This is a genomic window from Sphingomonas sp. KR3-1, from assembly GCF_040049295.1.
In the GTDB taxonomy this organism is placed as follows: domain Bacteria; phylum Pseudomonadota; class Alphaproteobacteria; order Sphingomonadales; family Sphingomonadaceae; genus Sphingomonas.
The window spans coordinates 972,405-984,899 of the sequence record NZ_JBDZDQ010000001.1; the positions used below are offsets into that span (position 1 = coordinate 972,405).

At 63.0% G+C, this 12,495-nt stretch carries 10 protein-coding genes and 1 tRNA gene; 5 read left to right on the forward strand and 6 right to left on the reverse strand.

All coding sequences use genetic code 11. The annotated features are described in order from the left end of the window. Positions 1 to 67: 67 nt before the first annotated feature. Positions 68 to 304, reverse strand: a complete 237-nt coding sequence (locus ABLE38_RS04865) for a sigma factor-like helix-turn-helix DNA-binding protein (protein WP_348973030.1) — start codon at positions 302 to 304, stop codon at positions 68 to 70. Positions 305 to 358: 54 nt separating this feature from the next. After that, positions 359 to 2,110, reverse strand: coding sequence for a ParB N-terminal domain-containing protein (locus ABLE38_RS04870; RefSeq protein ID WP_348973031.1), 1,752 nt, complete (start codon positions 2,108 to 2,110; stop codon positions 359 to 361). Between the two features lie 700 nt (positions 2,111 to 2,810). Between ABLE38_RS04870 and ABLE38_RS04875 the strand changes: the two genes are divergently transcribed. The 3 genes from ABLE38_RS04875 to ABLE38_RS04885 all read left to right on the forward strand — a co-directional run bounded on the left by ABLE38_RS04875 (position 2,811) and on the right by ABLE38_RS04885 (position 4,386). After that, a complete protein-coding gene (locus ABLE38_RS04875) occupies positions 2,811 to 3,020 on the forward strand; it encodes an AlpA family phage regulatory protein (RefSeq protein ID WP_348973032.1) in 210 nt (69 codons plus the stop codon). Positions 3,021 to 3,133: 113 nt separating this feature from the next. Then, positions 3,134 to 3,400, forward strand: coding sequence for a helix-turn-helix domain-containing protein (locus tag ABLE38_RS04880; RefSeq protein ID WP_348973033.1), 267 nt, complete (start codon positions 3,134 to 3,136; stop codon positions 3,398 to 3,400). An 86-nt stretch (positions 3,401 to 3,486) separates the two neighbouring features. Next, the gene (locus tag ABLE38_RS04885; protein WP_348973034.1) at positions 3,487 to 4,386 is read left to right on the forward strand and encodes an HNH endonuclease; all 900 of its coding nucleotides are present in this window, start codon (positions 3,487 to 3,489) and stop codon (positions 4,384 to 4,386) included. 263 nt (positions 4,387 to 4,649) lie between these two features. Here the strand turns inward: ABLE38_RS04885 and ABLE38_RS04890 are convergent, their stop codons facing one another. From ABLE38_RS04890 to ABLE38_RS04905, 4 genes are all read right to left on the reverse strand, one after another. After that, positions 4,650 to 4,949 carry a helix-turn-helix domain-containing protein gene (locus ABLE38_RS04890; RefSeq protein ID WP_348973035.1) on the reverse strand — a complete coding sequence of 100 codons (300 nt, stop codon included), beginning with the start codon at positions 4,947 to 4,949 and terminating at the stop codon, positions 4,650 to 4,652. Positions 4,950 to 4,952: 3 nt separating this feature from the next. Then, entirely contained in the window at positions 4,953 to 5,300 is a 348-nt protein-coding gene (locus ABLE38_RS04895; RefSeq protein ID WP_348973036.1) for a type II toxin-antitoxin system RelE/ParE family toxin, read from the reverse strand. 247 nt (positions 5,301 to 5,547) lie between these two features. Next, the gene (locus tag ABLE38_RS04900; RefSeq protein ID WP_348973037.1) at positions 5,548 to 6,738 is read right to left on the reverse strand and encodes an integrase arm-type DNA-binding domain-containing protein; all 1,191 of its coding nucleotides are present in this window, start codon (positions 6,736 to 6,738) and stop codon (positions 5,548 to 5,550) included. 227 nt (positions 6,739 to 6,965) lie between these two features. Further along, a tRNA-Leu gene (locus tag ABLE38_RS04905) sits at positions 6,966 to 7,052 on the reverse strand. A 645-nt stretch (positions 7,053 to 7,697) separates the two neighbouring features. Here ABLE38_RS04905 and ABLE38_RS04910 point away from each other — a divergent pair. Both ABLE38_RS04910 and ABLE38_RS04915 read left to right on the forward strand, forming a co-directional pair. Next, positions 7,698 to 11,396 (forward strand): DUF4132 domain-containing protein, encoded by a 3,699-nt coding sequence (locus tag ABLE38_RS04910; protein ID WP_348973038.1) that lies wholly within the window; start codon positions 7,698 to 7,700, stop codon positions 11,394 to 11,396. A gap of 98 nt (positions 11,397 to 11,494) precedes the next feature. Further along, positions 11,495 to 12,484 carry an AAA family ATPase gene (locus ABLE38_RS04915; RefSeq protein ID WP_348973039.1) on the forward strand — a complete coding sequence of 330 codons (990 nt, stop codon included), beginning with the start codon at positions 11,495 to 11,497 and terminating at the stop codon, positions 12,482 to 12,484. Positions 12,485 to 12,495: the final 11 nt, after the last annotated feature.

The window sequence follows — 12,495 nt, forward strand, 5'->3', positions numbered from 1 at the left end:
GAAACCACTCCTAACCGGCGTTGCGCGAAGCGCAAAACTCGCCGGGCGGGAGCCCGGCGAGAGAAGTTCAACGACCCCGCCACCAGCGCCTCGGCGGTCTGCTCAAGCGGCGGTCGATGCTCGCTAGAGCCTTTGCCAGATGCTGCTCGACGTCGCGCACCGCCAGCCCGGTACGCTCTGCGATCTCAGCATAGGTCATGTCATCGAGCCGGGCGGCGAGGAAGATTTCGCGCCGCAACCGGGGTAGTTTACGCACTGCCCGTTCGATCCGGCGCATGGTCACGGGGTCAGGATCATCGGTCATGATGTCCTCCGGATTTGAGGAAGTCCGGCGGCGCGGTGGCCGCCGGACATGCGCTCACGCGGCCTGTTGGAAGGGCTGTGGCTCGACTTGCGGGGCGATGGACGCATCGAGATCAGCGACCTTAGCGGCCCGGCTTACGGTGCCGACACCACCGCGCGCGGTGTAGGCGGCAGGCGGAAAGGCCATCCATTTCGGAACCCAGTCCTCGACCTTGCCCCGGCCATTCTCGCCGGTCAGACAGTCGCGGATGATGCCCCGCTTCACCTTGCCGGTCGCGGCTTCGTTGGCGGCGGCAACGTTGGCGCCCGCCACATCGGCCAGCACATGGCCGAGCACTTCCCGGTCGCGGATCAGGTCGAGCAGCGCGTCGTCGGTCTGCCAGATCTTGGCCATATCGGTGCCGAGCAGCGGCCTCAGCACCTCGACCAGCACGCTCCCAGCCTCCAGCGTCTCGGCCATGACGATGGCGAGAATATCGAACAGCGCGGGGTCGGGAAGGTCGAGCAACCGGGTCAGCAGGCCCGCCAGCCCCTGCTCGCCGTCATAGCCGCGCGTCACGGTCAGGGTCTCGGGATCGAAGCCGAGCAGCGCGAGAACCGCCCGCCGCTTCTCGTCGAAACGCGCCTCGGACGCGCAGCTTTCAACGCTCTCCGCGATGGCATCGCTCGCCGCTTTCTGCACCTCGATACGGACATTCCACAGCGGCGAACCGACAATGACATGCGCGACCATCACCCGCAGCGCGAGCGAGGGATGATCGGCCAGATCGGCACGCACGGCGGCATGCCGGTGCAGATCGACATAGTTCTGGATAGGCGCGCTGACCTCAGGCCGTACCGGCTTGTCGTCCTGGCTGACCTCGCCTTTGGCGCGCTTCTGCGCTTCCTTGATCGAGATATAGCCCTCATGGACGGTGACTTCGCCGCGCGCGCTGACCGCGAGGAACACCTTGCCACCCTTACGCTTGGGGCACCGCTCATGCTCCCAGCTATGAAACGTCTCGCCGGTCGGAAGCACGACCACGTCGCGCCATCCGGCCTCGCGATAGCTCTCGGCCTTGGCCTCGATGGCAGGCGTCTGCGCCGCCCAGAAGCAGGCAGTGTCCGCGAAATAGCGCTCCTCGCCGAACAGGTCCGACACCACTTCGCCAGCATAGTTGGCAACGTCGAATGGTGCCGAACTGACCGGCACGGATGCACCGCCGAACAGCCATGCCTTGAGCTGGTGCCCGGTCGGGCAATGCGCGCCGGGTTCGTCAAGCAGCGCCAGCCAGTCGCGCTGCCGGGCCTTGGAGACAAGGGTCAGATGCCGCACCGTGACCGCGTCGATATCGCCTTTGCGGTGCAGCCCCCGGATGCGCGGGAGCAGGTTGCCCAAGGCCAAAGTGCGCTTCACCTGCAACTCGGTCAGTCCGAAGGTGAGTGCGATATCCTCCGGCGAGCGCCCCTCGCGAACCAGCCGCGTGAAACTTTCCCACAGGGTCACTTCGTCGGGGTCCAGCCGCGCGACGTTCTCGATCAGCGAGGCTTCCAGCGCCGCCGCATCGTCGCCCGGCGCCATGATCGCGCAGGGCAGCGGCTCGGCTTCTCCGCTCTCCGCCGCCACGGTCAGCGCCGCATGAAAGCGCCGCTTCCCCGCCACGATCTCGAACTGATCTGCGCTCTCGGAAGGCCGCACGATCAGCGGCACCAGTACGCCCCGCGCCCGGATCGACGGCAGGATGTGCGACAGGTCCGGCTTGCCCTTGGCCCGCATATTGGCGGTGGAAATGCAGAGCTTGGCGGTGTCGATATGCTTGAGTTCCATCTGTCCTACTCCTCTTCAAACACCGCACCGGCCCCGGAAAAGGGGGGTGGGCGGCAAGGAGCGGACCGGCAGTCCCGCTTGAGCGGCGGGCTGCACCCGCAGGGGCCAACGCAGTGCCGCACCCGAGGCTTGCCTCGGGTTGCAGCCCGGCGCGGCGGGACTAGAGGGTAGCGACGCCCACCCCCCTTGGCCGCGGCCGGCAGGCAACGCCGGCGCGCAGCGCCGTCCGCAGATCTCAGCGCAAAGCGCCCGAGCCGAAGGCGCCAGCAAAGACGCACTCTCGAATCCGGACGGCCGGCGCGGTGGCGTGCGCGCGGACCTGGGGGCCAGCCGTCGCCGTGCCCTCCGACCGGATTGAGTGTGGTACGCGGCTATATAATAATGCCGCGGACCCTGGCGGCTTCGCAGAAGTCCGCCAGCGCACGCTCCTCCGAAGCCGCGTTCTATTTCGCCGGTCTGGCCGGCACTCGCGTCAGCGATCGCAACCCGAATGGGCCGAGACGCGAAGTGGCTCGGCGGCGCGCAGCGACGTAGAGCGCAATCACGCACAGCGTGAGACGCCCCGAGGTTTCCATGCGAACCGCCAAAGTTCCACAAAGCGCCCCAACGCTACGATGCGCGCGCTTCTCTCCAACACGCACAAGGCCCAACCTTGCCTTGAGGCGCCTCACCGACACGCACTTCAAGCAAGGTGATACCAATGGAGACCAACACCCCCGATCGCATCCTCCGGCTCAACGCCGTACTTGATCGAACCGGCCTTAGCCGGTCGACCCTGTACCGGAAGATGGACAGCGGCACCTTCCCCAAGAACCTCAAGATCAGCACGCGCTGCGCGGGCTGGCGCGAATCCGCCGTCAACGCGTGGATGCGCAATCCGATCTTCTACGACGTCCAGTCCGGGCAATAAGCGCAATCTCCTCCGGTAGAATGCCTTCACGTCCGGATGGGTATTCTACCGGGGGAGGACTCCGCCTCCTGTCGTCATGACCAACGCCAATCAAAGGAGGCTTGGAAATAACCATGACATCACCCCGCCCGCACCAACCCTATGGCGGTGCAGACACCTACCCTGACCATCCGGAATCCCACAGGCGCCCGACAATTGCGCCGATCACGGTGCGCATCGCCGATGCCGTGACCATGCTCGGGATCGGCCGCTCGCGAATCTATGAGCTGATGCAGTCCGGCGACATCGAGACGATCAAGCTCGGCCGCTCCACCCTCATTCCCGTAGACAGCCTGCACGCGATGATCGAGCGGCTACGACGCGAACAATCGGGCGGCTGACGGCAGGCCCGATCCCGGCTGACTCCAAATATCATGCCGCAGACGCAGTGACTGGTGTCGCTCGGCGGAGCGTCTATCCTGTGCGGATGGCCTTCGGCGTATTCATCCATCGATCGGACTCGATTTACGACGACAGCCCCGCCGAGCGATATCAGTTTCCCGCGCAATATCTTGGCAGAGCGCAGCCAACCGAGGGCGATTGGATCATCTATTATGAGCCGCGCAAGGTGCAGGCCACGCGCGGCTATTTTGCGGTGGCCAAGGTGGAGCGGATCATCCCCGACCCCTCGGCGCCCGGCATGTATCTCGCGCTGATTGAACCGGGCTCCTATCTCGATTTCGCCAATCCGGTGCCGTTCGCCGGCCCGGAAGGGCCGATCGAAACCGGCGTGTTGAACGAGCAGGGCCGTATTTCCGGCCGCGCCCAGTCGGCGGTCCGGCCCTTGTCGGCTGCCGACTTCAATCGCATTGTTGCGATCGGCCTCAACGACGACGCACCATTGCTGCCTCGAATCGGACTTGCCCCGGAAAGCGTAAGCCTGCGCGAAGAACCCACCCCCTTCGTCTTTGAGCAAGAGCGCATACGCGTTCCCGCGCTCACATCACGCCTAGTGCGGGATCGGGTATTCCGCCGAATTGTGCTGCGCGCCTATGATCAGCGCTGCGCCATCACTGGCCTCAAGCTGATCAATGGCGGTGGTCGAGCCGAGGTCGAGGCCGCGCATATCCGGCCAGTCGAGGCGAACGGCCCCGATATTGTCAGCAATGGATTGGCGCTCTCGGGAACGGCGCATTGGATGTTCGACCGCGGGCTGCTGAGCCTTGCGGACGATCTTGAGATCCTGGTCTCACGCCAAGCCAATGATCCTGACAGCATCCGCGGTGTGATCAATAAGAGCGGCTATGCCCTCGCGCCCGTTCGCGCGGCGGAGCGACCCCATCCCCATTTTCTCGCATGGCATCGAGAGCATTGTTTCAAGCAGTGAAGGCGGCTTGATCGACTGCGGTTCAGTTAAGGAACACGAGAGGCGGCAAGGCCGCGATTCTCCGGAAAAAGAAAAAGGGCGCTGGTTGCCCGACGCCCCTTTCATATCATGTCGGTCGGTACCCGATCTCCAGTATTTTCGTCCTTACGACGTGGCCACTGTTGGCGCTGCCCGATCCTACGCCCCTGTGACAGGGCGCTCCATATTTAGAGACCGCAAGGTGTAAGTGCGGTCTTTCTGTCCAAGCTGTATGGCCGCCGGCCTTAGGACAACTCCACCCGCAGCTGCCGGCCAACGGCCTTAGCAGCACGATTAAGGGTATCGAGCGAGACGTTAAACTCTCTTGGATCAAGAATGCGCGCCAACTGCGCGCGGCTCGTGTCCATGAGCTCCGCCATCGCGGTCTGAGACAAATTGCATTCCTTCATGGCAGCGCGCAGCTGCATGGCAATGATGCGCTTCACAGCGCGATCAGTTACCTCTTCACGGATGCCCTCTTCGTCGAGGAACGTATCAAGGGACGTCAAGCCCGCAAGCGAGCGAGTCCCTTCCTGGTGTGGCATGTCTTAGCCTCCTTTCATGATGAACTCGGCCTTGCGGCTGCGAGCTACATCCAATTCAATTTTGGGTGTCTTCTGAGTCTTCTTGATGAAGGCGTGAAGCACCACCAAGCTCTGCTGCTCGCTGTCGAACATGAAGATCAATCGAATCTCGCGCTTGGAGGGCAGTGAGCTTCGTACTTCCGCCAGTCCCGACCCAAGTGAGCGGCACAGTGGCATCCCGAGTGGATAGCCGATCTGCACGACTTTCAGATCTTCGCCTACCTTCTTCTTGTCAGCATCCGGAAGGTCGCGGATGACATCTAGAACGACCTCTTTACCAGCGGCCGTCTGATAGAACAGAACCTGAAACATCTCTCATATTTCCCTTATTAATCCGTGCTTTATCCATATCTGCTTCCTTTACATGCCCCATCCAGGGCGAGCTTTTGCCTCATCCGAGGCAGTTACATTGGTTCCATCCGGAACCGTGCACGCAACCATCCGGTCACGCGATCTCTTTGTACCAAATATGGTACATGTGTCAAGGGCTATCTCGCTTCGTGAAGCTGATGGCGCGCCCAGTCAGATGAATGTGGAGGGAAGCGGCAACAGGAGGACCTCACGGCACTTCGTCGCGAAGCTTCTCCAGATAGTCGCTCCACCACTGGTGCATGGCGACGCGCTCCTCCCAATAGGCGCCGCGATTATAGGTGCCGCGAACGGCATCCTTGTCCGCATGGGCTAGCGAACGCTCAATCGCGTCGGGGCTCCACTTCCCGCTTTCGTTCAATAGCGTTGATGCGGTGGTCCGAAGACCATGCGCGGTGACTTCGCCAACCGCATAACCGAGGCGGCGGAAAACCTGATTGACCGTGTTCTCGCTGAGCGGCCGACGTGAAGTGTGAAACGCCGGAAAGACATAGCCATCCGGACCAGTCAGGGGATAAAGCTCGGCCAGATACGCCAGAACCTCCAGGGAAAGCGGAACGGCGTGCGGCCTTCGCATTTTCATGCGCTCGGCTGGTATCCGCCAGACCGCATTGTCGAGGTCGAATTCTGACCAGACAGCGTTTCGAAGCTCGCCTGGTCGAGCCATCACATGCGGAGATATTTGCGCTGCCAGCCGGGAAATGGCCTGGCCCGAGTAGGTATCGATCGAACGCAGCAATTCGCCCACCGCCTTCGGATCGATGATTGCGGCGTGATGCGTGGTCTTCGGTGTGATCAGCGCTCCCCGAAGGAATGCGGTCGGATCGGTCTCCGCGCGCGCGGTGGCCACACCGTACCGGAATACGCGCCCGGCAAACGATCGGCATCGCCGCGCGGTCTCGTACTTGCCCTTGGCTTCAATGCGTTTGAGGGCTGCCAGCACATCGATCGGTTTGAGGTCGGCGATCGGATGCCCGGTGAGTGGCGCAAGCTGTTCCAGCAACCAATGCGCCTTAGCCGTCGTCGTGTCGGCCCGCCCTTCGGCTACAGTCTTTGCGATATACTCCAGCGCGACCTCGCCGAAGGTATTGGCGGCGTTATACACCGCCAGAAGCTTCGCGCGTTTGCGTTCGAGCAAGGGGTCGATCCCGTCTCGGAGTTTCTGCTTCACTTCGTCCCGCTTCTGGCGGGCCTCTGCCAGGCCGACCTCGGGGTAGCGCCCGAGCGCTAGCCGCTTGTCCTTGCCGAGATGGATGTACTTCACGCGCCACAGCTTCGAGCCGCTGGGATGCACCTCGATGTAGAGGCCACCTTCGTCAGCTTTTTTGTAGATGCGGTCGATCGCCTTGAGGGCGCGGATCTGCAGGTCTTTCAAAGCCATCAGCCTAACTCCCGATACAATCGGTTCCGTTCGGATGGCGACCATGATTCCCAGTCGAAATGGCCCAGTGGGCCATCATTTTATCGGGGCCATTTTTTGCCCCGATCATGGCCCATATGGCCCTAGTATTGACTGGAACCTGCTCGGATCGTTTTAGACAGAACCATCGAAAAAGTGGCAGATTTCTGCCGTTTTTCGATGGTCTGGGATACCCCGAGACAGGTATCTGGTGCCCAGAAGAGGACTCGAACCTCCACGCCCTTGCGAGCGCCAGCACCTGAAGCTGGTGCGTCTACCAATTCCGCCATCTGGGCACGGGGTAGGCGAGCGCCTCTACGGGGGTCGCTATGTGCTGTCAACAGCACCAAGGACAATTTGCCGATCAATTCGTCGCGCTTGGCAAAATGGCGAGCTACGCGCTTGATCCATCGGCGATCGCGGCGAGAATGAGCTGTCGTGGCGATCGCTCGACGCCATCACCGGCAGGAGGTCGGATGGGTTCGACGATGATCGCGCTCGGTGGCGAAGCAGCTCCCTTCGAGCACATGAAGCGCCCCTCCCGTCCCGCGTCAAAAGGCCCGTACGTTTTGATCAAGCCGGGGCAGCAGCCTGCGAGACGATCTCCGTCGAATGGAAGACTTCAGGCTCACTCCCAGCGACGCCGAGCAGCGCTTGCTGTCCGGCGCCGATTGCGAATGGACGCCCCGGGGCGGGGGCACCAAAGATGTCTGCTGCCGGTTAGGTGCGCGGCCATTTCGGTTGTCACCCAGGGATGACAGGTTCCTAGACCTGCTCCGCGTGGACGAGATCGATTCCGGCGAAGGGCATCTTCCCGGCCGGCACATGAAGCGGGCGACGCCACGAAGGCGTGGAGCGGATTGCCTATCAAGCGGAAATCCACCTAGTGCTAGCCCTCAGTTCTGGCCGTCGATTATAGTCGAGAGCAGGGGGGATGGCTGATGCGGCGCTTGTTCGGTGTAATTTTCGGCGCTGGGCCACTGGCCGGATTCGGCGATGCTCGGCTGGAGAAGCATTTTTCGGCGCTTGATCGAGCAAGTCCAGGTCTGATGCGCAAGACCGTGACGTTCGTTGGGACTGGCGATGGCGGTTCGGTCCTGTCCACGCTCGGGACTTCGGCGGTCATGTCGGCATGGAAAAGCAGGGCGGGCAGATATGTCGGCGGCCCATCCCCCGTGTTGCATATGCTTGCCGACGGAGGTGCGGATCTCGAAGTCTTGATGCGCTTCGGTCAGGCGATGGCAGCGCTCGACCCACTGCCGCAGGGCGGGCATTGGGGAACGTTCGGCACCAAGAACGCGCCGGACTGGTTTCGTCACGCGATCTCGAGGGATGCTGGCAACAATCGCACCAAGACGCTCTGCTCCGTGAGCCGCCTCGCTTCTCTGGCAACGGTCGGAGGTGCCGATCCCTCCGCCGTTTTGGACATACTTTTCCATCCCGGCCCTGGCGTATCTTACGGCACGGCGCACAGCACCGAGATGTTTGGTGGTGTCGCTGATTGGCTTGGCTCGCAGGTCGCGCTGGTGACCGAGCATCAGTCGAACCTCGATGCCGCAGGCCGCGTCGAACTGGCACATGCGATCGGTCGTTTCGATTTGGCTGCCCGCTATCTCGATCTGCTGGTCGAATACGGAACCTCCGTTGCCAAAACGGTGAGAGCGGCGGCGATGAAGGCGCTGACGGCGGCACCGCGGGACACGCTGATTGCTGCGCTCGACGACAGATATTCGAAGTCGAATCCCGGCGTCCGGGTCGAACTCATAGCCTTCGCCCTTGGTGCCTTGGGCAGTGATTCCGCCGCATTGCTCAAAGGCTGGAATGAAGCGGAAGCGGAGAAGCGCCCGAAAGATGCTCTCAGCCGTGCATTGGGCAACGTCGCACTTGGCAAAGGTCCGAAGCCGGCGGTCGGGCCGTGGGAGCGCGGATATGTCGCGCTTGACGGGTCCACCATTGCCTTGCCAGCGCGGCACCCCCTGCCGGAACCGAAGCGCCTGCCCACCGAGGTGTATGATCTGCTTCGCCCGTCCGTCGAAAGCTATAATGCAAACCTGCGCGCGTTACAGGAAGCGAACAAGGGCGAAAAGCATCATTGGAGCCGGACGCACCAACTGATTTCGGACGCGGATCTCGCGGCGTTTCGCGATGTTGCGGAAGGCCGCGCCAAGCCCACGAGCCGGCAGAACTGGAACCAGGGAATGCGTGGCCTCCAGTGGGCGAACCAATATGTGAAATGGGACGTAAGCGGCGTCGCCGCATTTTACGCGAGCCCCGAACTGAGCTTGCGGCATTTGATTGCGATCATTCGCCACGATGCGCATTGGAATTTTCTCGCGATCCTCGGGGGCGGCTTCGGACACGCCGGCGCGCAGGAACTGCAACGGCGAATCAAGACCAGCGCGGATTTCCAGGTCGCGGCGGATTTGTGGGTGGAGATGGGCGGCAACCCGCCCGCGGTCGAATATCTGCAACTCGCGTGGCAGGCCTCCCTCGCGAACGTCGACCGGGAATTGTTGTGGCCTCAGGTTGCGGAAGCGTTTGACGGGATCGACGAGGCGCTGGGCCTTGCGCCGCAGAAGCATCAGCCGGGATTGCACGCCGCGAATGCGCTCGATCTGCTGGAGACGCTGCCCAAGGTGCCGCACCGCTATATGATCCCTCTGATGACGATCGCCACGGGATCGCAGAAGACGTTGCGATTGCAGGCGCGCAACCTGCTTAGCGGCGCGCCGGACATTGATGTCGCGATCATCGATCTGCTCGACGACGGCAAGCAGGAAGCTCGTGCGAGCGCCGCCGATTGGCTTGCTGCGCGAGGCACGACCTCCGGCATCCCGGCGCTGCGCAAAGCGCTGAAAAAGGAAAGGAGCGAGATCGCGCGCGCGGCAATCATCACTGCGCTGCAACGGCTGGGTGACGACGTTTCCGACTGCTTCGATCCCAAGGGGCTGCTAAAGGATGCCGAAGCCGGGCTCGCCAAGGCTTCGACCAAAGGCCTCGAGTGGTTTCCCTTCGATTTGTTGCCGCGCTTGCATTGGCAGGATGGGAAAGCCGTCGATCCAAAGATTGTACGGTGGTGGGTGGTCCTGGCGCACAAGCTGAAACAGCCCGGGAGCAATGCGCTGCTCGATCTCTGGCTGGACCGGCTGGTGAAGGAGGATGCGCGCCGCCTGGGCCTTTTCGTGCTGCGAAGCTGGATCGAGCACGACACTCGCCGGCCCACTGAGGATGAGGGCAATGCCTATGCCGCCGCCAACGTGGCATCGGTCCTGAGCCAGAACCAGCGGGCGGTGCGGCAAAATCCGCGCTATGCGGAATATTATGTGACGGACCGCGACAAGCTGTTCGCGATGCTGAAGCGCACCAAGATGGGTGAGTATTTCGGCAGCGCGAATGACAGCAAGGGCGTGCTCGCGCTGGCCACCCAGGCCGAGGGCGCGGATGCGGCCGCGGCGGTGCGGGCCTTCCTGAAGGATCATGGCGCCCGCATCTCGCAGGACAAGGCGCTGCTCGAAGTTCTGGCCGCAAGTTCGGCGCCAGCGGCAATCCAGGTCGTGCTTTCCACCGCGAACCGTTTCAAGGCTCGGACGGTGCAGGAGCATGCCGCGGCGCTGATCGAACGCATCGCCGAGCGGAGGGGGTGGACGCCGGAGGAACTGGCAGACCGCACCATCCCGACGGCCGGGCTCGACGAGCGAGGCGCGTGCGAGCTGGATTGCGGCGAGGGTCGAACGTTTCAGCTGGTGCTCGACGCACAGGATGCGCTCGTGCTGCTCAACCCGTCCGGGCAACCCGCCAAGACGCTGCCCAGCCCACGCAACGAAGAAGAAAAACCGCTGATCGCAGACGCGAAGAAGCAGGTAGCGACTGCGCGCAAGGAGCTCAAACAGGCCGTTGGCGCGCAAACGGAGCGGCTATACGAGGCGATGTGCCTTGAACGATGCTGGTCGGTCGACGATTGGGAGCGGTATTTGCTGCGTCACCCGATCGTTGGGCGGTTGGTGCGTCGGCTGGTCTGGATCGGGACCGATAGTGACGGAGAGCCATGCGCGCTGTTTCGCCCCCTCGATGACGGCACGCTGAGCGATGTGAACGATAGCGAAATCGCAACCGACTCCATGAAGCAGGTGCAGCTCGCGCATTCGAGCCTGGTCACCGCGAGCGAGGCGGCGGCATGGCGCACGCATCTCTCCGACTACGAAGTCACCTCTCCGTTCGCCCAGTTCGACGAGGACCTGCCCAAGCTTGTCGAGGGGGATGGCGACAAGACCTCGATCGACGATCGCCTCGGCTGGATGATCGAGACCTTCAAATTGCGCGGCATAGCGAACAAGGCGGGCTTTGTGCGCGGCGCGGCTGAGGATGGCGGGGTCTTCATGACCTATGAGCGCCGCTATGAATCCGCAAAGATCGTCGCGCAAATCGAATTCACTGGCAGTCCGTTGCCGGAGGAGAATATCCCCGCCGCGCTCCAGCAATTGCGTTTCGCGAAGCTGCGGCGCGGGGGATGGCACGGGAATGGCGTGCCACTGAAGGAAGTTCCACCCGTGCTTCTCGCCGAAAGCTGGAAGGCATGGCATCGTATCGCCGCCGCCGGAACCGGCTTTGATCCGGCTTGGGAGAAGAAGGCGGGATGGTAACCGAAACCGCACTGCGCGCGCCGGCGGAGGAACGCTATGCCGACGAACTGGCGAAGCTGGCGGAAGCCGATGATTCGCCGCGCCCCCGCGGCTGGACCTTGTCGGCCCGGGCGGTGCGGCGGTTCATTCTCGGCGAACCGAGGCTTGGCGTCGTTCGCAAATTCTATGGCGACGATCCATTGGTCGATCGCGCGATCGTCAGCTTGATGAGCAATCAAGGGCTGATGCTGGTCGGAGAACCCGGCACGGCAAAATCGATGCTCTCGGAATTGCTGGCGGCCGCGATCAGCAACGATTCCGCGCTGGTCGTGCAGGGGTCTGCCGGCACGACCGAGGATCATCTGCGCTACGGCTGGAATTACGCGCTGCTGCTGGCCGAGGGGCCGAGCGAGAAGGCGCTCGTCCCCTCGCCCGTGCTGACGGCGATGCGCACGGGCAAGATCGTGCGGTTCGAGGAGATTACGCGATGCCCGCCCGAGGTTCAGGACGCGCTGATCTCGATCCTGTCGGAAAAGGCGCTCGCCGTTCCCGAGCTGGGTGCCGAGCAGGCCGTGCGCGCCACTCCCGGATTCAACGTCATCGGCACCGCCAATTTGCGGGATCGCGGCGTGCACGAGATGTCGAGCGCGCTCAAACGGCGGCTCAATTTCGAGACGGTTCATCCGATTGCTGACCCGGCGCATGAACTCGAACTGGTGCTCAAGCAATTGGGCGAGCGGCTCGGCCCGGCCGGTGTGAAAGCCGATGTGGGCGCCGATGTCGCCGATATCCTGGTCCAGACCTTCCAGGACCTGCGCACCGGCCGCACGAAGGAAGGCGCTAGCCTGACCCGGCCCGAAGCGGTGATGTCGACCGCGGAGGCAGTGAATGTGCTTCATGCAGCGGCGCTGGAGGCGGCGTTCCTCGACAATGGCAAGCTCACCGGCGCACATCTGGCGCGGCAGATTCAGGGCGTGGTCATCAAGGACGAGCCCGAGGACGGCAAGCGCTTCAAGGCCTATCTCGATCACGTCGTGAAGGAGCGTTCGGCGCGAAGCGGACCGTGGCGGGACTTCTATCAGGCGGCGCGCGCGCTGCGCCTGACCTGAGCTTCGCCCCG

Excerpts from the sequence above, each read along its gene's own strand:
- ABLE38_RS04910 (WP_348973038.1), top strand. The coding sequence starts at position 7,698 with ATGCGGCGCTTGTTCGGTGTAATTTTCGGCGCTGGGCCACTGGCCGGA.
- ABLE38_RS04885 (WP_348973034.1), top strand. The coding sequence starts at position 3,487 with ATGGCCTTCGGCGTATTCATCCATCGATCGGACTCGATTTACGACGAC.
- ABLE38_RS04870 (WP_348973031.1), bottom strand. The coding sequence starts at position 2,110 with ATGGAACTCAAGCATATCGACACCGCCAAGCTCTGCATTTCCACCGCC.
- ABLE38_RS04890 (WP_348973035.1), bottom strand. The coding sequence starts at position 4,949 with ATGCCACACCAGGAAGGGACTCGCTCGCTTGCGGGCTTGACGTCCCTT.
- ABLE38_RS04875 (WP_348973032.1), top strand. The coding sequence starts at position 2,811 with ATGGAGACCAACACCCCCGATCGCATCCTCCGGCTCAACGCCGTACTT.
- ABLE38_RS04865 (WP_348973030.1), bottom strand. The coding sequence starts at position 304 with ATGACCGATGATCCTGACCCCGTGACCATGCGCCGGATCGAACGGGCA.
- ABLE38_RS04895 (WP_348973036.1), bottom strand. The coding sequence starts at position 5,300 with ATGTTTCAGGTTCTGTTCTATCAGACGGCCGCTGGTAAAGAGGTCGTT.
- ABLE38_RS04900 (WP_348973037.1), bottom strand. The coding sequence starts at position 6,738 with ATGGCTTTGAAAGACCTGCAGATCCGCGCCCTCAAGGCGATCGACCGC.
- ABLE38_RS04880 (WP_348973033.1), top strand. The coding sequence starts at position 3,134 with ATGACATCACCCCGCCCGCACCAACCCTATGGCGGTGCAGACACCTAC.